At 67.4% G+C, this 20,885-nt stretch carries 29 protein-coding genes; all 29 read left to right on the top strand.

Annotated features, from left to right (window positions below):
* The first annotated feature begins 87 nt into the window (after window positions 1–87).
* The 29 genes from tuf to QSV35_RS07210 all read left to right on the top strand — a co-directional run bounded on the left by tuf (window position 88) and on the right by QSV35_RS07210 (window position 20,734).
* The gene (gene tuf, locus QSV35_RS07350) at window positions 88–1,281 is read left to right on the top strand and encodes an elongation factor Tu (protein WP_286288006.1); all 1,194 of its coding nucleotides are present in this window, start codon (window positions 88–90) and stop codon (window positions 1,279–1,281) included.
* A 120-nt stretch (window positions 1,282–1,401) separates the two neighbouring features.
* Window positions 1,402–3,231, top strand: coding sequence for a DUF4012 domain-containing protein (locus tag QSV35_RS07345; protein ID WP_286288005.1), 1,830 nt, complete (start codon window positions 1,402–1,404; stop codon window positions 3,229–3,231).
* Between the two features lie 278 nt (window positions 3,232–3,509).
* The gene (locus tag QSV35_RS07340) at window positions 3,510–4,592 is read left to right on the top strand and encodes a hypothetical protein (protein WP_286288004.1); all 1,083 of its coding nucleotides are present in this window, start codon (window positions 3,510–3,512) and stop codon (window positions 4,590–4,592) included.
* Window positions 4,593–5,105: 513 nt separating this feature from the next.
* On the top strand, window positions 5,106–5,414 hold the full coding sequence (gene rpsJ, locus QSV35_RS07335; RefSeq protein ID WP_045246810.1) for a 30S ribosomal protein S10: 309 nt from the start codon (window positions 5,106–5,108) through the stop codon (window positions 5,412–5,414).
* Between the two features lie 8 nt (window positions 5,415–5,422).
* A complete protein-coding gene (gene rplC, locus QSV35_RS07330; RefSeq protein WP_286288003.1) occupies window positions 5,423–6,082 on the top strand; it encodes a 50S ribosomal protein L3 in 660 nt (219 codons plus the stop codon).
* A 4-nt stretch (window positions 6,083–6,086) separates the two neighbouring features.
* A complete protein-coding gene (rplD, locus tag QSV35_RS07325) occupies window positions 6,087–6,749 on the top strand; it encodes a 50S ribosomal protein L4 (RefSeq protein ID WP_286288002.1) in 663 nt (220 codons plus the stop codon).
* Complete coding sequence (rplW, locus tag QSV35_RS07320) at window positions 6,746–7,045, top strand: 50S ribosomal protein L23 (RefSeq protein ID WP_286288001.1); 300 nt, start codon at window positions 6,746–6,748, stop codon at window positions 7,043–7,045. Before rplD ends, rplW begins: the two co-directional genes overlap by 4 nt.
* Window positions 7,046–7,068: 23 nt before the next feature.
* Window positions 7,069–7,908, top strand: a complete 840-nt coding sequence (gene rplB / locus QSV35_RS07315) for a 50S ribosomal protein L2 (RefSeq protein ID WP_286288000.1) — start codon at window positions 7,069–7,071, stop codon at window positions 7,906–7,908.
* A 12-nt stretch (window positions 7,909–7,920) separates the two neighbouring features.
* The gene (rpsS, locus tag QSV35_RS07310; protein WP_091703661.1) at window positions 7,921–8,202 is read left to right on the top strand and encodes a 30S ribosomal protein S19; all 282 of its coding nucleotides are present in this window, start codon (window positions 7,921–7,923) and stop codon (window positions 8,200–8,202) included.
* 26 nt (window positions 8,203–8,228) lie between these two features.
* A complete protein-coding gene (gene rplV / locus QSV35_RS07305; protein ID WP_286287999.1) occupies window positions 8,229–8,621 on the top strand; it encodes a 50S ribosomal protein L22 in 393 nt (130 codons plus the stop codon).
* Complete coding sequence (gene rpsC, locus QSV35_RS07300) at window positions 8,621–9,391, top strand: 30S ribosomal protein S3 (RefSeq protein WP_286287998.1); 771 nt, start codon at window positions 8,621–8,623, stop codon at window positions 9,389–9,391. Before rplV ends, rpsC begins: the two co-directional genes overlap by 1 nt.
* Window positions 9,391–9,810: a 50S ribosomal protein L16 gene (gene rplP / locus QSV35_RS07295; protein ID WP_029145865.1), complete on the top strand. Its 420-nt coding sequence runs from the start codon at window positions 9,391–9,393 to the stop codon at window positions 9,808–9,810. Before rpsC ends, rplP begins: the two co-directional genes overlap by 1 nt.
* Window positions 9,810–10,127, top strand: coding sequence for a 50S ribosomal protein L29 (rpmC, locus tag QSV35_RS07290; protein WP_286287997.1), 318 nt, complete (start codon window positions 9,810–9,812; stop codon window positions 10,125–10,127). Before rplP ends, rpmC begins: the two co-directional genes overlap by 1 nt.
* Complete coding sequence (gene rpsQ / locus QSV35_RS07285) at window positions 10,127–10,453, top strand: 30S ribosomal protein S17 (protein WP_286287995.1); 327 nt, start codon at window positions 10,127–10,129, stop codon at window positions 10,451–10,453. The genes rpmC and rpsQ overlap by 1 nt, the downstream gene beginning before the upstream one ends.
* Window positions 10,450–10,818, top strand: a complete 369-nt coding sequence (gene rplN, locus QSV35_RS07280) for a 50S ribosomal protein L14 (protein WP_286287994.1) — start codon at window positions 10,450–10,452, stop codon at window positions 10,816–10,818. Before rpsQ ends, rplN begins: the two co-directional genes overlap by 4 nt.
* A 2-nt stretch (window positions 10,819–10,820) precedes the next feature.
* Window positions 10,821–11,180 carry a 50S ribosomal protein L24 gene (rplX, locus tag QSV35_RS07275; protein ID WP_286287993.1) on the top strand — a complete coding sequence of 120 codons (360 nt, stop codon included), beginning with the start codon at window positions 10,821–10,823 and terminating at the stop codon, window positions 11,178–11,180.
* Window positions 11,180–11,770, top strand: a complete 591-nt coding sequence (gene rplE, locus QSV35_RS07270) for a 50S ribosomal protein L5 (RefSeq protein ID WP_286287991.1) — start codon at window positions 11,180–11,182, stop codon at window positions 11,768–11,770. Before rplX ends, rplE begins: the two co-directional genes overlap by 1 nt.
* A gap of 132 nt (window positions 11,771–11,902) precedes the next feature.
* Complete coding sequence (gene rpsH / locus QSV35_RS07265) at window positions 11,903–12,301, top strand: 30S ribosomal protein S8 (RefSeq protein ID WP_286287990.1); 399 nt, start codon at window positions 11,903–11,905, stop codon at window positions 12,299–12,301.
* Between the two features lie 6 nt (window positions 12,302–12,307).
* On the top strand, window positions 12,308–12,844 hold the full coding sequence (gene rplF, locus QSV35_RS07260) for a 50S ribosomal protein L6 (RefSeq protein ID WP_286287989.1): 537 nt from the start codon (window positions 12,308–12,310) through the stop codon (window positions 12,842–12,844).
* A 2-nt stretch (window positions 12,845–12,846) separates the two neighbouring features.
* Window positions 12,847–13,206 (top strand): 50S ribosomal protein L18, encoded by a 360-nt coding sequence (rplR, locus tag QSV35_RS07255; RefSeq protein ID WP_286287988.1) that lies wholly within the window; start codon window positions 12,847–12,849, stop codon window positions 13,204–13,206.
* On the top strand, window positions 13,203–13,898 hold the full coding sequence (gene rpsE, locus QSV35_RS07250; protein ID WP_419956822.1) for a 30S ribosomal protein S5: 696 nt from the start codon (window positions 13,203–13,205) through the stop codon (window positions 13,896–13,898). Before rplR ends, rpsE begins: the two co-directional genes overlap by 4 nt.
* Complete coding sequence (gene rpmD, locus QSV35_RS07245; protein WP_106816569.1) at window positions 13,898–14,083, top strand: 50S ribosomal protein L30; 186 nt, start codon at window positions 13,898–13,900, stop codon at window positions 14,081–14,083. Before rpsE ends, rpmD begins: the two co-directional genes overlap by 1 nt.
* Complete coding sequence (rplO, locus tag QSV35_RS07240; RefSeq protein WP_286287987.1) at window positions 14,083–14,643, top strand: 50S ribosomal protein L15; 561 nt, start codon at window positions 14,083–14,085, stop codon at window positions 14,641–14,643. The genes rpmD and rplO overlap by 1 nt, the downstream gene beginning before the upstream one ends.
* Window positions 14,644–14,801: 158 nt before the next feature.
* Window positions 14,802–16,130 (top strand): preprotein translocase subunit SecY, encoded by a 1,329-nt coding sequence (gene secY, locus QSV35_RS07235; protein WP_286287986.1) that lies wholly within the window; start codon window positions 14,802–14,804, stop codon window positions 16,128–16,130.
* Window positions 16,127–16,732: an adenylate kinase gene (locus QSV35_RS07230; RefSeq protein ID WP_286287985.1), complete on the top strand. Its 606-nt coding sequence runs from the start codon at window positions 16,127–16,129 to the stop codon at window positions 16,730–16,732. The genes secY and QSV35_RS07230 overlap by 4 nt, the downstream gene beginning before the upstream one ends.
* Window positions 16,733–16,747: 15 nt before the next feature.
* Window positions 16,748–17,581, top strand: a complete 834-nt coding sequence (gene map / locus QSV35_RS07225) for a type I methionyl aminopeptidase (protein ID WP_286287984.1) — start codon at window positions 16,748–16,750, stop codon at window positions 17,579–17,581.
* A gap of 96 nt (window positions 17,582–17,677) precedes the next feature.
* Complete coding sequence (locus QSV35_RS07220) at window positions 17,678–18,361, top strand: DsbA family protein (protein ID WP_286287983.1); 684 nt, start codon at window positions 17,678–17,680, stop codon at window positions 18,359–18,361.
* A gap of 169 nt (window positions 18,362–18,530) precedes the next feature.
* Window positions 18,531–19,145 carry a DsbA family protein gene (locus QSV35_RS07215; RefSeq protein ID WP_286287982.1) on the top strand — a complete coding sequence of 205 codons (615 nt, stop codon included), beginning with the start codon at window positions 18,531–18,533 and terminating at the stop codon, window positions 19,143–19,145.
* Window positions 19,146–19,300: 155 nt separating this feature from the next.
* A complete protein-coding gene (locus tag QSV35_RS07210) occupies window positions 19,301–20,734 on the top strand; it encodes a choice-of-anchor A family protein (RefSeq protein WP_286287981.1) in 1,434 nt (477 codons plus the stop codon).
* Window positions 20,735–20,885 lie beyond the last annotated feature (151 nt).

The raw sequence follows: 20,885 nt of genomic DNA, 5'->3' as shown, positions 1-20,885 counted from the left end.
CCTCTACTAAGCTAGAGAAATCCCCGTAGCGAACCGGTCGCAAACCAGTGCCCGGATCGTCTACACGAACGTCCTGAGGAGGACCAAGTGGCCAAGGCCAAGTTCGAGCGGACCAAGCCGCACGTCAACATCGGAACGATCGGTCACGTCGACCACGGCAAGACGACGCTCACCGCCGCCATCTCGAAGGTGCTCGCCGACAAGTACCCGTCGGCCACCAACGTCCAGCGCGACTTCGCGTCGATCGACTCGGCTCCCGAGGAGCGCCAGCGCGGCATCACGATCAACATCTCGCACGTCGAGTACGAGACCCCGAAGCGTCACTACGCCCACGTCGACGCCCCGGGTCACGCCGACTACATCAAGAACATGATCACCGGTGCCGCTCAGATGGACGGCGCGATCCTCGTGGTCGCCGCCACCGACGGCCCGATGGCTCAGACGCGTGAGCACGTGCTGCTCGCCAAGCAGGTCGGCGTCCCCTACCTGCTGGTCGCGCTGAACAAGTCGGACATGGTCGACGACGAGGAGATCCTGGAGCTCGTCGAGCTCGAGGTCCGCGAGCTGCTCTCGTCGCAGGACTTCGACGGCGACAACGCGCCGGTCGTCCGCGTCTCGGGCCTGAAGGCCCTCGAGGGTGACGAGAAGTGGACGCAGTCCATCCTCGACCTCATGGACGCCGTCGACGAGTCGATCCCGGACCCGGTGCGCGACAAGGACAAGCCGTTCCTCATGCCCATCGAGGACGTCTTCACCATCACCGGCCGTGGCACGGTCGTCACGGGCCGCGCCGAGCGCGGCACCCTCGCGATCAACTCCGAGGTCGAGATCGTGGGTCTGCGCCCGACGCAGAAGACGATCGTCACCGGTATCGAGATGTTCCACAAGCAGCTCGACGAGGCCTGGGCCGGCGAGAACTGTGGTCTGCTCCTGCGCGGCACCAAGCGTGACGACGTCGAGCGCGGCCAGGTCGTCGTGAAGCCGGGTTCGGTCACCCCGCACACCAACTTCGACGGCACGGCGTACATCCTGTCGAAGGAGGAGGGCGGCCGCCACAACCCCTTCTACACGAACTACCGCCCGCAGTTCTACTTCCGCACCACCGACGTCACCGGCGTCATCACGCTGCCCGAGGGCACCGAGATGGTCATGCCCGGCGACACCACCGACATGACGGTCGAGCTGATCCAGCCGATCGCCATGGAGGAGGGCCTCGGCTTCGCGATCCGTGAGGGTGGCCGCACCGTCGGCGCCGGCACGGTGACGAAGATCATCAAGTAAGTCCTGCGACTTCCAGAGGGCCCTGCATCCGAGAGGATGCGGGGCCCTCTGCGTCGTCTTGCGGCATCCCCTGCCCTGGCTCACGGCGCGATGTCAGGACCGAACCCGTAGCATCGAGGGGTGTCCTCTGAGAACGGGCGCGAGGCGACTGGGGATGCGCCTCGCCGCCGACGCCGACGCTGGCCCTGGATCCTCGCGGGCTCCTTCGTGCTCCTGCTTGCCCTCGCAGCGGTCGCCGGGGCGATGACGTACCAGCTCTACAAGCAGGCGAAGTCCGTCGAGGCCGACCTCGCCACAGCGAAGCACGAGCTCGGGCTCATGTCGCTGCAAGTGAAGATGGGCGACCAGGCCGCCATCCAGGCTTCGTCGGCGCGCGCTCTCGCGGCGACGACGCACGCGGACAAGACCGTGCAGGGCCCGTTGTGGTCGATCGGATCGCGGGTGCCGTTCGTCGGGCAGAACGTCGCCGCGGTCCGCGGCGTGACGGAGGCGACCAACATCCTCGTGAAGGACGCGGTGCCGGTCGGCATGAAGCTCCTCACGAACCTGCAGCCCGACAAGATCAAGCTCGTGGGCGGGGGGTTCAACCTCGCACCGTTCCAGGATGCGATGAAGGACCTGCCGACTCTCAACGGCGCATTCGCGCAGGCCGAGCAGAAGATCGCCGGGATCGACCGCAAGAACCTGCTGCCCGTCGTCGACGATGCAATCGGACAGGTCCTGACGCTCATCGACCAGACCGGTCCCGCGCTCCAGAGCGTGCAGAAGCTCATGCCGACGCTGCTGAAGATGGCAGGAGGCGACGGTCCCCGGACGTACCTCATCATCTTCCAGAACAACGCCGAGATCCGCGCGACGGGCGGCAACCCCGCCGCGAGCATGATCCTCACCGTCGACCAGGGCAAGTTCGCGCTGATGGACCAGGCGAGCTCCGCGACCTTCTACCAGGCCGGGAAGCAGAACGTGGCCTTCACCTCGCTTCCGGCGGAGACGCTCGCCCTGTATCCCGCCACGATGGATCGGCACTCGCAGGACTTCACGATGACGCCCGACTTCCCGACCACGGCGGAGCTGTTCCAGAACCTCTGGCAGCACACGAACGGATCGAAGTTCGACGGCGTGATGTCCATCGACCCGATGGTCCTCGCGGACGCCCTCTCCGTGGCAGGTCCGTTCACCGCCGGAGACGGCACACAGATCACGTCCGACAACGCGGTCAAGGCCGTGCTCAGCGACTCCTACGCGAGATATCCCATGGGCGCGGACTCCGATCGATTCTTCGCCGACGTCGCATCCCGTGCGTTCACACACCTCATGACGCCGACGTGGGATCCGCTGAAGATGCTGGCGGTGCTCCAGAAGGCTGCGAACGACCAGCGGGTCTACCTCTCCTTCGACCGTCCCGACGAACAGGCCCTCGTCGCGCAGTACGGCCTGGACGGCGCGCTGCGCGCCGACAACAAGGAGAAGACCCAGCTGGGGATCTATCTCAACGACTACTCCGTCGGCAAGCTCGAGTACTACCTGAAGTCGTCGATCTCCGCGACGTGCGACGCGGGCAAGCGGACGGCGACCGTCACGATGACGTTGCAGAGCTCCGTTCCGGGCAGCACGCTCAGCGCGTATGTGCTCGGTCTGCGCAACGGGAGCTACGGCTTCTCGAATCGCGACATGATGCTGAACGTTCTTTTCTTCGCGCCGCCCGGCGCGAAGATCGTCTCCGTCGAGCCGGGCACGGGCGACGTGAGATCGCTCGGACGCTCCGGCGTCGAGAAGAGCAACACCGCCGTCAGCGAGATGATCGGGGTGCGCCAGGGGAAGAGCCGGACGGTCTCGTACACGGTCCAGCTCCCCGACGGACCTCTCGGCCCGCTCGAGCTCCGGCACACCCCGACCGCATCCGACACCCCGGTCACGATCGCGGACAGCTGCACTGCCCTCATGAAGTGACGGGCGATTCCGCCAACGATTGGCGAATCACCTTCAGCGCTCGATAAGGTTGTCCGAAGGGCGGTTCTCCGTCCCCGTCGTCCACCCGAACGGGCGGCTTCGTCTGCGCCATGTGTCGCAGCTGCAGTGAACGGCGTGCTCCGCGCGTCGCTGGGAAGAACGGCGTGCTCTGCACGTCGCTGGGAAGATCGGCGCTCTGACGCGTCGATGAAACGTCGCGTCTTCGCGTACCGCTGGGAACGGTATCGGAGCGCGAAGAAATCTGGGGAGGTTTCGTCGTGTCTGAAGCACGCCCGAAAACCATGTTCAAAGCCCTTGCGGGCGCTCTGATCGCTGCGGCACTCGTCGTGACGCCGCTGGTCACCGTCAGCGCATCGGCGAAAGACTCGGCACCGGTCTCGCTCGAAGGACAGACCGGCGTCATGAAGCCGTGGACGCAGGAGACGAACCACGTCGAGTACTGGGAACGCGTCTACCCGGGCGCAACGTGCGTCAAGGGGGAGTCGAGCCTCGGCAAGGTCACCGTCTCCGAGACGGGGAAGTCGGTGACGCTCGATGCGCCGCCTGCGGGCCAGCAGTGGACCGCGCTCATCATCAAGGCCGGCAACGTCTGGAACGACGTCGTCGACAGTCCGAAGACCGGCGTCGCATACGCGTCGCCTGTCAACAACGGGGGACAGCAGGCGGTCGTCTCGCACTGGATCGCCTGTGCAGGCCCCGCGACGACCGTCGTGCAGCCGCCGAAGCCGGAGCCGGTGTCGACGGACAAGGTCGTCACGACCTTCGCGTGCGGCGCCGACCGGACCATCACGACCACGACGACGACCGCGGATTGGGTGTGGGATGCCGCATCCCTGAAGTGGGTCCTCGGCGCCCCCGTGTCCGGCGAGCCGGTCATCACGCACCAGCCGCTCACGCCTACTGAGGTCGAGAGCTGCACGAGCGAGACGCCTCCGCCGACCGTCACGGTGACGTACGGCAAGTGGACCGACGCGAAGTGGGCCTGCGGCGACACCACGGTGACCCAGACGCGCGTCGTCACCACGACGACGACTCCGTCGGAGGGTGCGCCCACGACCACGGCGAAGACCGAGACGCGCACGCGCGACCTGACGCAGGAGGAGGTCGGCGCCTGCGCGCTCGTGCCGGGCGAGGTCCCCGTCGTCGATCCGAAGGGGACGCCGACGTCGTCGGCGATCCCGACCCCGGCTGCCGCTCCGGCGGCGACCGGCGACCTCGCAACGACGGGTGGAACGGGCGTCAGCCCGATCGTCGTCGTGTCCGGTGCCGCGGCCCTCGCCGCGGGCATCGCCATCGTCGCGATCGCGGGCTACCGCCGCCGTCGCGCCGGCACCGAGTGATCCGGTAGCACCACAGCAGGAGAGGGCGGTCGCGCACGGCGCGGCCGCCCTCTCCGCGTCCGCCGCGGCATCCATCGACCCGCGGGCTGGGAAAGCGCCGGGTCCTCCGGACCGCGACACGCCCGAGTTTGCGACACGCCCGGGGTGCACGTACACTAGTGAGGTTCCACATTCCTGCGCCGCTTCGGCGTGCACGGGATCACTGCCAGGGCAGTGCATAGGCGGCGCGCGAGCGCGATGTCCTAGGCCGCGGGCAGCAGAACAGCGACATCCCCCCTCGAACGATCCGGGAGACCGGTTCGCACGCGTGCGTGCAGCGAGGGCGGAGCCGGAGGCGAGAGCTTCCGGTTTGACAGCAGAACAGCGGTGCAGCATCCCTCCGCCTCCCGCCCCCTCGACAAGCTCGGGGACCGGCCGGGACGGATTGAGGAGAGAAGTGCCCCGGTGCGTGCAACGCACCGACGTGCGTCCGATGCGTGAAGACGTAAGACGCGAGAAGAGAGAGAGCAGACAATGGCGGGACAGAAGATCCGCATTCGCCTGAAGTCGTACGACCACGCAGGGCTCGATTCGTCGGCCCGCAAGATCGTCGACACCGTGACCCGCGCAGGCGCGACCGTCGTGGGCCCCGTGCCCCTTCCGACCGAGAAGAACGTCGTGGTCGTCATCCGGTCGCCGCACAAGTACAAGGACAGCCGCGAGCACTTCGAGATGCGCACCCACAAGCGTCTGATCGACATCATCGACCCGACGCCCAAGGCTGTCGACTCGCTGATGCGTCTCGACCTGCCGGCCGATGTCAACATCGAGATCAAGCTCTGAGGTTCGACATGGCTGACATCAACTCCAAGATTTCCAAGGGCCTCCTCGGCACCAAGCTCGGCATGACCCAGGTGTGGAACGAGAACGGCAAGCTCGTTCCCGTCACCGTCATCCAGGTCGCCCCGAACGTGGTCACCCAGGTCCGCACCCCCGAGAAGGACGGCTACAACGCCGTCCAGATCGCGTCGGGCCAGATCGACCCCCGCAAGGTCACCCAGCCCCTCACCGGTCACTTCGAGGCCGCCGGCGTCACGCCGCGCCGCCACGTCACCGAGATCCGCACCGCGGACGCCGGCGACTACGCGCTGGGCCAGGAGCTCACCGTGGACGGCACCTTCGAGGCCGGCCAGCTCGTCGACGTCGTCGGCACGAGCAAGGGCAAGGGCACCGCGGGTGTCATGAAGCGCCACAACTTCAAGGGCGTCTCCGCCTCGCACGGTGCGCACCGCAACCACCGCAAGCCCGGTTCGATCGGCGCCTCGTCGACCCCGAGCCGCGTGTTCAAGGGCATGCGCATGGCCGGCCGTATGGGTGGCGAGCGCGTGACCGTCCTCAACCTCACGGTGCACGCCGTCGACGCCGAGAAGGGCCTGCTGCTCGTCAAGGGCGCCGTCCCCGGTGCGCGCGGCCGCATCGTCTACGTCCGCAACGCAGTGAAGGGTGCCTGATCTCATGGCTGACTCGACTCTCGCGCTCGACGTCGTGAAGGCAGACGGCAAGAAGGCCGGCTCCGTGGAGCTGCCCGCCGCGCTGTTCGACGTCAAGACGAACATCCCGCTCATCCACCAGGTCGTCGTCGCGCAGCTCGCGGCGGCTCGCCAGGGCACGCACTCGACCAAGCGTCGTGGCGAGGTCTCCGGCGCCGGCCGCAAGCCCTTCAAGCAGAAGGGCACGGGTAACGCCCGCCAGGGCTCGATCCGCGCGCCGCACATGACCGGTGGTGGCATCGTCCACGGCCCGAAGCCGCGCGACTACGGCCAGCGCACGCCCAAGAAGATGATCGCGGCCGCGCTCCTGGGCGCGCTCAGCGACCGTACCCGCGGCGAGCGCCTGCACATCGTCGACGGCTTCGGCATCGACGGCGCCCCCTCGACGAAGGCCGCTGCCGCGGTCCTCGCCCAGCTCGCCCCCGCGAAGAACGTCCTCGTGGTCATCGAGCGCGACGACGAGCTGACGCTCAAGAGCGTTCGCAACCTCGGCTACGTCCACGTGCTCGAGGTCGGCCAGCTCAACGCCTACGACGTTCTCGTCTCCGACGACATCGTCTTCACCAAGGCCGCGTTCGACCGCTTCGTCGCGTCGAAGAGCGCCGCCACCGAGGAGGTCTCGGCATGACCGCCGTTAACAAGGACCCGCGCGACATCATCCTGAAGCCGGTCGTCTCCGAGAAGAGCTACGGCCTGATCGACGAGGGCAAGTACACCTTCCTGGTGGACCCCCGCTCGAACAAGACCGAGATCAAGCTCGCGATCGAGAAGATCTTCGGCGTCAAGGTCGCATCCGTCAACACGATCAACCGCGTCGGCAAGGCCCGTCGCACCCGCTTCGGCATCGGCAAGCGCAAGGACACCAAGCGCGCGATCGTCACGCTGAAGTCGGGCACGATCGACATCTTCACGGCAGTCGGCTGACGGTCGGGATAGAGGACTAAGAAATGGCAATTCGCAAGTACAAGCCGACGACCCCCGGTCGTCGTGGCTCGTCGGTCGCCGACTTCGCCGAGATCACGCGATCGACGCCCGAGAAGTCGCTGCTGCGCCCCCTGTCGAAGACCGGTGGCCGCAACAACCAGGGCCGCATCACCACGCGTCACATCGGTGGTGGCCACAAGCGTCAGTACCGCGTCATCGACTTCCGTCGCAATGACAAGGACGGCATCGACGCCAAGGTCGCGCACATCGAGTACGACCCCAACCGCACCGCGCGCATCGCGCTCCTGCACTACTTCGACGGCGAGAAGCGCTACATCATCGCGCCGAACAAGCTGCAGCAGGGCGACATCGTCGAGTCGGGCCCCTCGGCCGACATCAAGCCCGGCAACAACCTGCCGCTGCGCAACATCCCGACCGGTACCGTCATCCACGCCATCGAGCTCCGTCCCGGCGGCGGCGCGAAGATGGCGCGTTCGGCCGGCGCGTCCGTCCGCCTCGTGGCGAAGGACGGCCCGTTCGCGCAGCTCCGTCTGCCGTCGGGCGAGATCCGCAACGTCGACGCGCGCTGCCGCGCGACCGTCGGCGAGGTCGGCAACGCCGAGCAGTCGAACATCAACTGGGGCAAGGCCGGCCGCAAGCGCTGGAAGGGCGTCCGCCCGACCGTCCGCGGTGTCGCCATGAACCCGGTCGACCACCCGCACGGTGGTGGTGAGGGCAAGACGTCCGGTGGTCGTCACCCGGTTTCGCCGTGGGGTCAGGCCGAAGGCCGCACCCGCCACGCGAACAAGGAAAGCGACAAGTACATCGTCCGTCGTCGCAACGCCGGCAAGAAGCGGAAGTAGGAGTAGAGGAAGATGCCTCGCAGCCTTAAGAAGGGCCCCTTCGTCGACGAGCACCTGCTTCGCAAGGTCGTCGTCCAGAACGAAGCCGGCACCAAGAACGTCATCAAGACCTGGTCGCGCCGTTCGATGATCGTCCCCGCCATGCTGGGACACACCATCGCCGTGCACGACGGACGCAAGCACATCCCCGTGTTCGTGTCCGAGACCATGGTCGGCCACAAGCTGGGCGAATTCGCGCCCACCCGCACCTTCCGCGGCCACGAGAAGGACGACAAGAAGGGCCGTCGCCGCTGACGCGGCGACGCATAGAGGAGAGAGAAATGGTGGAGTCCATCGCACGCGTGCGACACATCCGCGTGACCCCTCAGAAGGCTCGTCGTGTCGTCGCTCTCATCAAGGGCAAGCAGGCCGAAGAGGCCCTCGCCATCCTGAAGTTCGCGCAGCAGAGCGCCAGCGACCCGATCTACAAGCTCGTGGAGTCGGCGATCGCGAACGCTCGTGTCAAGGCCGATGCGGCCGGCGAGTACCTGGATGAGCGCGACCTCTTCGTGAAGAACGCCTTCGTGGACGAGGGGACGACGCTCAAGCGCTTCCAGCCCCGCGCCCAGGGTCGCGCGTTCCAGATCAAGAAGCGCACGAGCCACATCACGGTGCAGCTCGCGACGCCGGAGCTGGCCGAGGCCGGCGCCAAGAACAAGAAGGCGAGCAAGTAATGGGACAGAAGGTCAACCCGTACGGCTTCCGCCTCGGCATCACCACGGACCACGTGTCGCGGTGGTTCTCGGACTCGACCAAGCCGGGCCAGCGTTACGCCGACTACGTCGCCGAGGACATCAAGATCCGGAAGCTCCTGCAGACCCAGCTCGACCGGGCCGGCGTCAGCAACATCGAGATCGAGCGCACGCGTGACCGCGTCCGCGTCGACATCCACACCGCCCGTCCGGGCATCGTGATCGGCCGCCGCGGCGCCGAGGCCGAGCGCATCCGTGCCGACCTCGAGAAGCTCACGGGCAAGCAGATCCAGCTGAACATCCTCGAGGTCAAGAACCCCGAGGCCGACGCTCAGCTGGTCGCCCAGGGCATCGCCGAGCAGCTCAGCGCCCGCGTGGCCTTCCGCCGCGCGATGCGCAAGGGCCTGCAGGGCGCTCAGCGCGCCGGCGCCAAGGGCGTTCGCATCCAGGTCTCCGGCCGCCTCGGCGGCGCCGAGATGAGCCGCTCGGAGTTCTACCGCGAGGGTCGTGTGCCGCTGCACACGCTGCGCGCGAACATCGACTACGGCTTCTACGAGGCGAAGACCACCTTCGGCCGCATCGGCGTGAAGGTCTGGATCTACAAGGGCGACCTCACGAACAAGGAGCTCGCTCGCGAGCAGGCCAACGCGCCGAAGTCCGACCGTCGTCGTGACGACCGTCGCGGCGGCCCGCGTGGCGACCGCGGCGACCGCCGCAACGAGGCCCCCGTGGCAGAAGGAGCGTCGGCGTAATGCTCATCCCCCGCAAGGTCAAGTACCGCAAGCAGCACCACCCGGGCCGCTCGGGCCAGGCCACCGGCGGCACCAAGGTGTCGTTCGGCGAGTTCGGCATCCAGGCCCTCACGCCCGCTTACGTGACCAACCGTCAGATCGAGTCCGCTCGTATCGCCATGACGCGTCACATCAAGCGTGGCGGCAAGGTGTGGATCAACATCTACCCGGACCGTCCGCTCACGAAGAAGCCGGCCGAAACCCGCATGGGTTCCGGTAAGGGCTCGCCGGAGTGGTGGGTCGCAAACGTCAAGCCGGGTCGCGTCCTCTTCGAGGTCGCGGGCGTCAACGAGCAGCTCGCTCGCGAGGCCCTCACCCGAGCCATCCACAAGCTGCCCCTGAAGGCACGCATCATCAAGCGCGAGGAGGGCGACGCGTAATGGCGATCGGCACCAAGGAGCTCGCCACGAGCGAGCTCGACACGTTCGAAGACCAGCGCCTCGTCGAGGAGCTGCGCAAGGCCAAGGAGGAGCTGTTCAACCTGCGCTTCCAGTCGGCCACCGGCCAGCTCGAGAGCCACGGCCGCATCCGTGCGGTCAAGCGCGACATCGCGCGGCTGTACACGGTGATCCGCGAGCGCGAGCTGGGCATCCGTGCCACGCCCGCCGCTGTGGAGGCGCCGGCCAAGGCCGCGAAGGCGAAGAAGACGAAGAAGGCGGACGCCGAGGCTCCCGCCGCGCAGGAGGAGGCTGAGTGATGGCCGCTGCAGAGAAGAAGGTCGCCGAGGCGACCGGCCACGAGCACGCCGAGCACGACGTCCGTGACGAGAACGCTCGCGGTTACCGCAAGGCCCGCCGCGGCTACGTCGTGAGCGACAAGATGGACAAGACGATCGTCGTCGAGGTCGAGGACCGCGTGAAGCACCCGCTTTACGGCAAGGTCATCCGCCGCACGTCGAAGGTCAAGGCGCACGACGAGACCAACAGCGCCGGCATCGGCGACCTCGTCCTCATCAACGAGACCCGCCCGCTGAGCGCCACGAAGCGCTGGCGTCTGGTCGAGATCCTGGAGAAGGCGAAGTGATCCAGACTGAATCCCGGCTCAAGGTCGCCGACAACACCGGCGCCAAGGAGCTGCTCACCATTCGCGTGCTCGGCGGTTCGAACCGTCGGTACGCGGGTCTGGGCGACATCATCGTGGCGACCGTCAAGGACGCCATCCCGGGCGGCAACGTCAAGAAGGGCGATGTCGTCAAGGCTGTCGTCGTGCGCACCGTCAAGCAGACGCGTCGCGCCGACGGCTCATACATCAAGTTCGACGAGAACGCCGCCGTCATCCTGAAGAACGACGGGGAGCCCCGCGGCACCCGCATCTTCGGACCGGTCGGCCGTGAGCTGCGCGACAAGCGGTTCATGAAGATCGTCTCGCTGGCTCCTGAGGTGATCTGAACATGGCGAACATCAAGAAGGGCGACCTCGTGGTCGTCATCACCGGTCGTAAGCAGGACAAAGGCGGCGACCGCGGCAAGCAGGGCAAGGTCCTCGAGATCCTCGCCGAGCAGAACCGCGTGATCGTCGAGGGCGTCAACTACGCGACTCGTCACAACCGCGTCGGCCAGACCCAGCGCGGCACGAAGACGGGCGGCATCGAGACGTTCGAGGCTCCCATCCACATCTCCAACGTCGCCCTCGTCGACCCGTCGACGAAGAAGGCGACCCGCGTGGGCCACCGCGTGGAGGAGCAGATCAAGGACGGCAAGAAGCGCACCGTCCGCGTGCGTTACGCCAAGAAGTCAGGCAAGGACCTCTGATGAGCACCACCGCTGCCGTGGAGGCTGGCAAGATCCAGCCCCGCCTGAAGCAGAAGTACAACACCGACATCAAGAAGGCTCTGCAGGAGGAGTTCGGCTACCCGAACGTCATGCAGATCCCGGGCCTGGTGAAGGTCGTCGTGAACACGGGTGTCGGCGAGGCCGCGCGCGACAGCAAGGTGATCGATGGTGCGGTCGACGACCTCACCAAGATCACCGGCCAGAAGCCGGTCGTCACCAAGGCCCGCAAGTCCATCGCGCAGTTCAAGCTGCGTGAGGGCCAGGCCATCGGCGCGCACGTCACCCTCCGCGGCGACCGCGCGTGGGAGTTCGTCGACCGCCTCGTCAACCTGGCGCTGCCCCGCATCCGCGACTTCCGCGGTCTGTCGGGCAAGCAGTTCGACGGTCACGGCAACTACACCTTCGGCCTGCAGGAGCAGTCGGTCTTCCACGAGATCAACCAGGACAAGATCGACCGCGTCCGCGGCTTCGACATCACGATCGTGACGTCGGCGACGACGGATGCCGAGGGTCGCGCCCTGCTGCGCCACCTGGGCTTCCCGTTCCGTGCGGACGACGCTCAGGTCTGATCTGACACAATGGAGGGATGCCTGGCCGCAAAGCCAGGCATCCCTGTGTCACCACAACTGAATATGGCATCTCATTGCAGGTCGTCAGTCGCGTAACGGCTGCCGAAACCTCATGAACGAAGGAACACCATCATGACGATGACAGACCCGGTCGCAGACATGCTGACCCGTCTGCGCAACGCGAACTCGGCGCACCACGACTCCGTGACGCTGCCGAGCTCGAAGCTCAAGACGCACATCGCCGAGATCCTCAAGCAGGAGGGCTACATCGCGACGTGGGAGGTGACCGACGCCCGCGTCGGCCAGAACCTCACGCTGACGCTGAAGTACGGCCCGAACCGCGAGCGGTCGATCGCCGGCATCAAGCGCGTCTCCAAGCCCGGTCTCCGCGTGTACGCGAAGTCCACGGAGATCCCCAAGGTCCTGGGTGGCCTCGGCGTCGCCATCCTGTCCACCTCCTCCGGTCTTCTCACCGACCGTCAGGCCGAGTCGAAGGGCGTGGGCGGAGAAGTTCTCGCCTACGTGTGGTGACGATTCATGTCTCGTATCGGACGTCTTCCCATTGACATCCCCGCCGGAGTGACCGTCTCGGTCGACGGCCAGGACGTCTCCGTCAAGGGCCCCAAGGGCGAGCTCTCGCTCACCGTGGCGCGCCCCATCGAGGTCAAGATCGAAGAGGGCCAGGTCGTCGTGACCCGTCCCGACGACGAGCGCTCCTCGCGTTCGCTGCACGGTCTTACCCGCACCCTGATCAACAACGACATCATCGGCGTGACCCAGGGCTACACCAAGGGCCTCGAGGTCGTCGGCACCGGTTACCGCGTCGCCCAGAAGGGTTCGGCGGTCGAGTTCGCGCTCGGCTTCTCGCACCCGGTCCTGGTCGAGCCGCCGGCCGGCATCACCCTGACGGTCGAGGGCAACAACAAGCTCACCGTCAGCGGCATCTCGAAGCAGGCCGTCGGCGAGGCGGCTGCGAACATCCGCAAGATCCGCAAGCCCGAGCCGTACAAGGGCAAGGGCGTGCGCTACGCCGGCGAGGTCGTGCGTCGCAAGGCCGGAAAGGCTGGTAAGTAACCATGGCTGTGAAGTCGAAGTCCGACGCCCGCGCGCGTCGTCACGCCCGCCTTCGCAAGAAGATCGTCGGCACCGAGTCGCGTCCGCGTCTCGTCGTCAACCGTTCGTCGCGTCACGTCTTCGTGCAGCTCGTCGACGACAGCAAGGGCCACACCGTCGCCTCCGCGTCGACGCTCGAGGCCGACCTTCGCTCGTTCGAGGGTGACAAGACCGCCAAGGCCCGCAAGGTCGGCGAGCTGGTCGCCGAGCGCGCCAAGGCCGCCGGCATCACGGATGTCGTGTTCGACCGCGGTGGCAACCGCTACGCCGGTCGCGTCGCCGCCATCGCCGATGGCGCGCGTGAGGGAGGACTGAACCTGTGAGCGACGCAACGCAGAACCAGAATGTGGAGACCGAAGTGACTGCCACCGAGCAGGCTGCTGCGCCCGAGCAGGCGCAGGGCGAGCGCGAGCCCCGCCGCGGCGGGCGCGAGCGCAACCCCAACCGCGACCGCGGTTCGCGCGACCGCAACGAGAGCCAGTTCCTCGAGCGCGTCGTCACCATCAACCGCGTGTCGAAGGTCGTCAAGGGCGGTCGTCGCTTCAGCTTCACGGCGCTCGTCGTCGTGGGCGATGGCAACGGCGTCGTCGGCGTCGGCTACGGCAAGGCCCGTGAGGTGCCGCTGGCGATCTCGAAGGGCGTCGAAGAGGCCAAGCGCAACTTCTTCCGCGTCCCGCGCGCCGGCTCCACCATCCCGCACCCGGTGCAGGGTGAGGCCGCTGCAGGCGTCGTCCTGCTGCGTCCGGCTGCCGCCGGTACCGGTGTCATCGCGGGCGGTCCCGTGCGTGCCGTGCTCGAGTGCGCCGGCATCCACGACGTCCTGTCGAAGTCCCTCGGCTCGTCGAACACGATCAACATCGTGCACGCGACCGTCGAGGCCCTGAAGCAGCTCGAGGAGCCGCGTGCGGTCGCCGCGCGCCGTGGCCTCGAGTTCGACCAGGTCGCGCCCGCACGTCTCATCCGCGCCGAGGCCGAAGCGGCCGCAGCGGCGCGCGAGCAGAAGGCAGGTGTCTGATGGCTGCGCGTCTGAAGGTCACGCAGATCAAGTCCAAGGTGAGCGAGAAGCAGAACCAGCGCGACACGCTGCGTTCGCTCGGTCTGAAGCGGATCGGCGACTCCGTCGTCCGTCCCGACGACGCGCAGACGCGCGGCTACGTCCGGACCGTCGCACACCTCGTGAAGGTTGAGGAGATCGACTAATGGCTGACAAGAAGGACGAGACGGTCGAGGCCGTCGCGACCGAGAAGCCCGCCGCCAAGAAGCCGGCCGCCAAGAAGGCTCCGGCGAAGGCTGCCGCGAAGAAGGATGCCCCGGCGTCCCGCCCCGGCGTCCTGAAGGTGCACCACCTGCGTCCGGTCCCCGGCGCCAACACCGCGAAGACCCGTGTCGGTCGCGGTGAGGGCTCGAAGGGCAAGACCGCCGGCCGTGGCACCAAGGGCACCAAGGCCCGCTACCAGGTGAAGGTCGGCTTCGAGGGCGGCCAGATGCCGCTCCACATGCGCACTCCGAAGCTGCGCGGGTTCAAGAACCCGTTCCGCGTCGAGTACCAGGTGGTCAACCTCGAGAAGCTCGCCGAGCTGTACCCGACCGGTGGCGACGTCACCGTCAGCGACCTGGTCGCGAAGGGCGCGGTCCGCAAGAACGAGAAGGTCAAGGTGCTCGGCACCGGCGACATCTCGGTCAAGCTCAACGTGACGGTCGACAAGGTCTCGGGTTCCGCCGAGGAGAAGATCGTCGCCGCAGGCGGCACCGTCAAGTAATCGAATGGCAGGGGCCGGGGGAATCCTCCCGGCCCCTGCTGTCATATCCGGCTGCGGAGACCTGTGCGGTGGTATGCCCCGCCCTGGGTTACGCTGGTTGTCTGTGCGCCCTGCATGACGATTTGCTCCGCGCCGGCATCCCCCCTGGAGGAATCCTCTTGTTCAGCGCCATCGCGCGGGTCTTCCGCACTCCCGACCTGCGGCGGAAGATCGGCTTCACCCTGGCGATCATCGCCATCTACCGCCTCGGCGCGCACGTTCCGACGCCGTTCGTCGACTTCCAGAACGTGCAGCAGTGTCTGGCTGCCAGTGGCGGCGCCACCGGCCTGCTCTCGCTCGTCAACCTCTTCTCGGGCGGTGCGCTGCTGCACCTCTCGATCTTCGCGCTGGGCGTCATGCCGTACATCACGGCGACGATCATCATCCAGCTGCTGCGCGTGGTCATCCCGCATTTCGAGACCCTTTACAAAGAGGGTCAGGCCGGCCAGGCCAAGCTGACGCAGTACACGCGCTACCTCACGATCGCCCTCGCGCTGCTGCAGTCGACGACACTCGTCACCGTCGCGCGCGCCGGCGGCAGCCAGCTCTTCGGCATCCAGGGCGTCCCGGCGTGCGACCAGCTCGTCACCAACGACGCCTGGTGGGCGATGCTCCTCATGATCCTCACGATGACCGCCGGCACCGGCCTCATCATGTGGTTCGCCGAGCTCGTCACGGAGAAGGGCGTCGGCAACGGCATGTCGATCCTCATCTTCACGTCGATCGCCGCGTCCTTCCCGGCCGCGATGCTCGCGATCTGGCAGGCGAAGGGCTTCGAGGTCTTCCTCCTCGTGATCCTGATCGGCATCGTGATCGTGTCCCTCATCGTCTTCGTCGAGCAGTCGCAGCGGCGCATCCCGGTGCAGTACGCGAAGCGGATGGTGGGGCGCCGCACCTACGGCGGCACCAACACGTACATCCCGATCAAGGTCAACATGGCGGGTGTCGTGCCGGTCATCTTCGCCTCGTCGGTGCTCTACATCCCCGCCCTCATCGCGCAGTTCAACCAGCCGAAGGCCGGCGAGACGCCGCAGGCGTGGGTCGTGTGGGTCACGAACTACCTCACCAAGGGCGACCACCCGCTGTACTGGCTCCTCTACTTCCTGCTGATCGTCGGGTTCACGTACTTCTACGTGGCCATCACGTTCAACCCCGTCGAGGTCGCCGACAACATGAAGAAGTACGGCGGCTTCATCCCGGGCATCCGTGCGGGTCGCCCGACGGCCGAGTACCTCGACTACGTGCTGACGCGCATCACGCTTCCGGGTTCGATCTATCTGGGCCTCGTGGCGCTGATCCCGCTCATCGCGCTGGCGACGGTGAGCGCGAACCAGAACTTCCCGTTCGGCGGCACCTCGATCCTCATCATGGTCGGTGTGGGCCTCGAGACCGTGAAGCAGATCGACTCGCAGCTGCAGCAGCGGCACTACGAAGGGCTTCTTCGATGACAGGCACCCCCGCACGTCTGCTGATCGTCGGGCCGCAGGGCTCCGGCAAGGGAACGCAGGGCGCCCGCATCGCGGAGATGTTCGGCATCCCGGCGATCTCGACGGGTGACGTCTTCCGCGCCAACATCAACGGCGGAACGGAGCTCGGCAAGCGGGTGCAGGCGATCATCCAGGCCGGCGACCTCGTGCCCGACGCGCTCACCGGTGAGGTCGTGCGCGACCGCATCGGCCAGGCGGATGCGGCACACGGGTTCCTCCTCGACGGCTACCCGCGCAACCTCGGCCAGGTGGCCGACCTCGACGGATTCCTCGACGAGGGCGGCGTGCAGCTGACGGCGGTCATCGAGCTGAGCGTCCCGCGCGACGAGAGCATCGCCCGCATCTCGGTGCGTGCGAAGGAGCAGGGCCGCGCCGACGACACCCCGGGCGCCATCGCGCACCGCCTCTCGATCTACGAGAACGAGACCGCGCCGATCCTCGACGTCTACCGCGAGCGGGGCATCGTCGACGAGATCGACGGTGTCGGCACGCTCGACGAGATCACGGACCGCATCGTGTCCGCCCTCGAGGCGCGCGGGCTCGTGCGCCGCGCCGCGGCCTGACGCCGGTCTCCCGTCATGGGCTTCCGCCGTTCGATCTACAAGTCGCCCGCGCAGCTGCGCGCCATGGTGGAGCCTGGCCTGATCACGGCGGCCGCGCTCGACGCCGTCCGCGCGCTCGTGGCGCCCGGCGTCACGACTCTGGAGCTGGATGCCGCGGCCTCCGCGGTCATCACGGGCCGTGGCGCGCTGTCCAACTTCCAGATGGTCCGCGGCTACCGGCACACCGTGTGCACGTCCGTCAACGAGCAGGTGGTGCACGGCATCCCCGGTGACCGCGCGCTCGAGCCCGGCGATATCGTCTCGATCGACGCGGGAGCCGAGTTCAAGGGCTGGAACGGCGACTCGGCCATCACGATCGTGGTGCCGGATGACTCCCGTCCCGAACTCGTCGCCGCCCGCGAGGAGCTCTCCCGCGTGACCGAGCGGTCGCTCTGGGCGGGCATCGCGGCGCTTGCCACCGCGAAGCACCTCGGCGATGTGAGCGGCGCCATCGAGGATGCGATCGTCGGAGCGGGTCACGGCTACGGCATCCTGCGCGACTACGTCGGACACGGCATCGGCCGCAAGATGCACGAATCGCCGTCGCTTTTCAACTACCGCGTGCCCGACGCCGGCCCCGAGGTGCGCCCAGGACTCGCCATCGCGATCGAGCCGATGGTCGTCGCCGGTTCCGAGGCGACGCTCGTCGAGGACGACGACTGGACGGTCTCGACGGTGGACGGCTCGGACGGGTCGCACTGGGAGCACTCCGTCGCGGTTCACGAGAACGGCATCTGGGTGCTCACGGCCCCCGACGGGGGAGCGGCCGGGCTCGCGCCGTTCGGCGTCGTGCCGCAGCCGTTGGACTGACACGCATTCGTTACGCGGCCTTCAGGTCGCTCACGGGATCGGCAAAGGGATCTCGGGGATGATGACTTCTACATACGCCTGAATGGAGAGACGTACATGGCAACCGCAGCCAAGAAGACGAACTGGTTCGCGATCTGGGTCAGCATCGCCGTCGTGGTGGTGCTCGGCGCCGTCACCGTGCTGGTCATCATGATGAACAACAAGCCGGTGGACACGGGCACGAAGCCCGTCGGCTCCCACATCACCGACACGGGCGGGATCGTCTTCGGCGACTCCAAGACCAACAACGTCACGACGTACATCGACTTCCTCTGCCCCATCTGCAACCAGTTCGAGAAGGCGGAGGGCTCCGCGATCAAGGCGCAGGTCGACGCGGGCAAGACGGTGCTGCAGGTGCAGCCGGTCGCCATCCTCGATGCGAACCCCGATGGTTCTCCCCGTGCGAACAACTACTCGAGCCGTGCCGGATCGGCGATGTACTCAGTCACGATCCACGACTACGCCCACGCGTACGACTTCATGCAGGCGCTGTACGCCAACCAGCCGGCAGAGACCGGCCCGGGCCTCACCGATCAGCAGATCGTCGACATCGCGAAGAACGCAGGCGTCGACATGACGCCGGCGCTCCAGAGCGAGATCCTGTCGAACAAGTACCAGAAGTACGTCCAGTCCCAGCAGCTGCCGCAGGGCGCGACGGGCACCCCGACCATCGTGGTCAACGGCACGCAGGTCAGCCTCACGGGCGACCCGCAGACGGACATCATCGGGCGCCTCAAGTAACCCGAAGCCTGCGAAGAGGGGTGGATGCCACGGCATCCACCCCTCTTCGTGTCGGGCCGGCGCGTCAGAGTCATGGATGATGGAGACCACGTACGTACGGGGACGGAGTGGCATGGCGACCGCGGTCAAGAAGACGAACTGGTTCGCAGTCTGGATCAGCATTGCCGTCGTGGTAGTTCTCATTGGCGTCACGGCGCTGGTCGTCCTGATGAACAGCACGGCGAACAGTCCGGGCGCGACGCCGGCCGGCGCTCACATCACGAGTGCGGGCGCGATCACGTTCGGCGATTCGACGCAGAACAGCGTGACGACCTACGTCGACTTCCTGTGCCCGTACTGCAATCAGTTCGAGCAGTCGGTCGGTCCCACGATCAAGCAGAAGATCGACGAGGGGAAGACCTCGCTCGAGGTGTTCCCGATGGGTGTCCTGGACACTCGCTCGAACCCCGCGGGCTATTCGAGCCGCGCAGCATCCGCCATGTACTCGATCGCGATCCACGACTATGCGCATGCCTACGACTTCCTGCAGGCGATGTACGCGAACCAGCCGGAGGAGGGATCCGCCGGGCTGTCGGACCAGCAGATCATCGACGTCGCGAAGAACGCCGGCGTGAACATGACGAGCGATCTCGAGAAGGAGATCAAGACGCACACCTACCAGAAGTTCGCGCAGTCGACGCAGCTGCCGCAGGGCACGACGGGAACGCCGACCGTGCTCGTCAACGACAAGCTCATCGCCGTCACGATGGACCCGCAGACGGACATCATCGGGCGCCTCAAGTAACCCGAAGCCTGCGAAGAGGGGTGGATGCCACGGCATCCACCCCTCTTCGTGTCGTCTCGCAGGTTCCACCCAAATAACGCAGTACGATTAACAAATACAGCGCGCGCTCGCGCGCTCGGCCGGTACCCGACCGGCTCCTTGGGGGAAGGAACCACATGAATTCGTCGCGCCGTCGCGCCCTGAAACGACCCGCGGTGCTCGCCGCCGGCATTGGAGTCGCCACCGCCTTGGGGCTCGGCTCCGTGCTGGCAGCCGCGGGAGCGGCGTCCGCCGCCACCGATGCAAGCCAGCAGAACGTGTGCCCGCCCGGCACGATCCCCGGCGCGACCAACAGCCACGCGTCGACCTGGACCGACAACGGCGTCGCCGTGTACGCGGGCCGCGATTTCACCAGCGGCGCGAACGCCGCCGAGGTCGAGGGGCTCCTCGTCGTCGGGCGGAACGCGACGATCGGTCGCGAGGCAGGCGTGTTCAACATCGGCACCGCCGGCGTCGGATCGGGCGTCTGGCCGTCGGCCGGCTCGGTCATGCTCGCCGTGGGCGGGAACCTCGCCATCGGCAACCCGGGCACCGCGCACATCGACGTCGGCGCCGGCGCGACCGACGGCGGGTCGCCAGCCACCACCGGCGGGGACGTGCGGGTGGGCGGAAGCACCGCCCCGACATACGCCGGGCCCGGTGACGTGACGCCCTACTTCATGAACGGCGGCACGCTGACCGAGAAGCAGGGCGTCGCCGCGACCGCGCCGTGGGCCGGGTGGGGTGACACCCTCACGGCCCTCTCGGCCGACTTCGGCGCCCGTGCGGCAACGGGCACGGCGGCGGCGGGCAGCGTTCTGACGCTCACGTCGACGAACGCCGCGGCGGACCCGCAGGTCTTCACCGTGAGCGGAGCCACGCTCGCTGCGACGAGCGAGGTGCACTTCGTCGGCATCCCGGCGGGCGCGCAGTCCGTCATCGTCAACGTCGTCGGCGCCGCGCCCGTCGCCTGGGCGCCGACCTACTTCTCCGACGACGGCGTGCGCGCCGACGACTTCGCCTCGCCGCTGTACGGCAAGCTCGCTCAGCGCACGATCTGGAACTTCGCGGACGCGACGGATGTGACGCTCGGCGGCACCTCGCAGATCCTCGGCTCGGTCCTCGTTCCGCACGTCAACCCGGCGGACCCCGCCCCGACGCTCACGATCACGGCGAGCACGAACGGGCGCATCATGACCAACGGCTCGATCGTCATGGACGGCGTCGGCAACGAGCTGCACAACTATCCGTTCAACACGGGTGTGCTCAGCTGCACCGTCCAGCCGGCGACGCCGGCACAGCCCGAGGTCCCGGTGCGGCCCGAGACGCCCGAAGTCCCCGTGCAGCCCGAGACGCCCGAGGTGCCCGGTGGCGCTGTCGTGCCGAACCAGCCCGCCGCGCCGGTCGACACCCCCGCCGCGGCCACCACGGCCCCGGCGGCGGCAGCGGAGTCGGCATCCCTCGCCAGCACCGGCGGCACCGTCGCGGTGTGGCTGGTCCCGGCGGGCATCGCGCTCCTCGTCGGCGGAGGGTTCGCCCTCTGGCTCACGGCGCGCCGTCGCAAGGCCTGACGACGATGGATGCCGCGGCCCGAGTTGCCGCGGCATCCACTATCACGTACACTTGATCTTTGGTGCTTTGCGCCTGCTTCGGCGTGTCCAGGCAAGGCGGAACACTGAACCCATCCATCCACCGCAGACCGACCGGTCTGCAGAAGCGATA

Origin of the sequence: Microbacterium candidum, assembly GCF_030315975.1 — a bacterium.
Taxonomy (GTDB): Bacteria; Actinomycetota; Actinomycetes; order Actinomycetales; family Microbacteriaceae; genus Microbacterium; species Microbacterium candidum.
This window is presented reverse-complemented; position numbering and strand designations above follow the sequence as displayed.

Bases quoted from the DNA above. Each gene is read 5' to 3' on its own strand.
- rpsJ (WP_045246810.1), top strand. From the start codon at position 5,106: ATGGCGGGACAGAAGATCCGCATTCGCCTGAAGTCGTACGACCACGCA.
- rplC (WP_286288003.1), top strand. From the start codon at position 5,423: ATGGCTGACATCAACTCCAAGATTTCCAAGGGCCTCCTCGGCACCAAG.
- rplD (WP_286288002.1), top strand. From the start codon at position 6,087: ATGGCTGACTCGACTCTCGCGCTCGACGTCGTGAAGGCAGACGGCAAG.
- rplW (WP_286288001.1), top strand. From the start codon at position 6,746: ATGACCGCCGTTAACAAGGACCCGCGCGACATCATCCTGAAGCCGGTC.
- rplB (WP_286288000.1), top strand. From the start codon at position 7,069: ATGGCAATTCGCAAGTACAAGCCGACGACCCCCGGTCGTCGTGGCTCG.
- rpsS (WP_091703661.1), top strand. From the start codon at position 7,921: ATGCCTCGCAGCCTTAAGAAGGGCCCCTTCGTCGACGAGCACCTGCTT.
- rplV (WP_286287999.1), top strand. From the start codon at position 8,229: ATGGTGGAGTCCATCGCACGCGTGCGACACATCCGCGTGACCCCTCAG.
- rpsC (WP_286287998.1), top strand. From the start codon at position 8,621: ATGGGACAGAAGGTCAACCCGTACGGCTTCCGCCTCGGCATCACCACG.
- rplP (WP_029145865.1), top strand. From the start codon at position 9,391: ATGCTCATCCCCCGCAAGGTCAAGTACCGCAAGCAGCACCACCCGGGC.
- rpmC (WP_286287997.1), top strand. From the start codon at position 9,810: ATGGCGATCGGCACCAAGGAGCTCGCCACGAGCGAGCTCGACACGTTC.
- rpsQ (WP_286287995.1), top strand. From the start codon at position 10,127: ATGGCCGCTGCAGAGAAGAAGGTCGCCGAGGCGACCGGCCACGAGCAC.
- rplX (WP_286287993.1), top strand. From the start codon at position 10,821: ATGGCGAACATCAAGAAGGGCGACCTCGTGGTCGTCATCACCGGTCGT.
- rplE (WP_286287991.1), top strand. From the start codon at position 11,180: ATGAGCACCACCGCTGCCGTGGAGGCTGGCAAGATCCAGCCCCGCCTG.
- rpsH (WP_286287990.1), top strand. From the start codon at position 11,903: ATGACGATGACAGACCCGGTCGCAGACATGCTGACCCGTCTGCGCAAC.
- rplF (WP_286287989.1), top strand. From the start codon at position 12,308: ATGTCTCGTATCGGACGTCTTCCCATTGACATCCCCGCCGGAGTGACC.
- rplR (WP_286287988.1), top strand. From the start codon at position 12,847: ATGGCTGTGAAGTCGAAGTCCGACGCCCGCGCGCGTCGTCACGCCCGC.
- rpmD (WP_106816569.1), top strand. From the start codon at position 13,898: ATGGCTGCGCGTCTGAAGGTCACGCAGATCAAGTCCAAGGTGAGCGAG.
- rplO (WP_286287987.1), top strand. From the start codon at position 14,083: ATGGCTGACAAGAAGGACGAGACGGTCGAGGCCGTCGCGACCGAGAAG.
- QSV35_RS07230 (WP_286287985.1), top strand. From the start codon at position 16,127: ATGACAGGCACCCCCGCACGTCTGCTGATCGTCGGGCCGCAGGGCTCC.
- map (WP_286287984.1), top strand. From the start codon at position 16,748: ATGGGCTTCCGCCGTTCGATCTACAAGTCGCCCGCGCAGCTGCGCGCC.
- QSV35_RS07220 (WP_286287983.1), top strand. From the start codon at position 17,678: ATGGCAACCGCAGCCAAGAAGACGAACTGGTTCGCGATCTGGGTCAGC.
- QSV35_RS07210 (WP_286287981.1), top strand. From the start codon at position 19,301: ATGAATTCGTCGCGCCGTCGCGCCCTGAAACGACCCGCGGTGCTCGCC.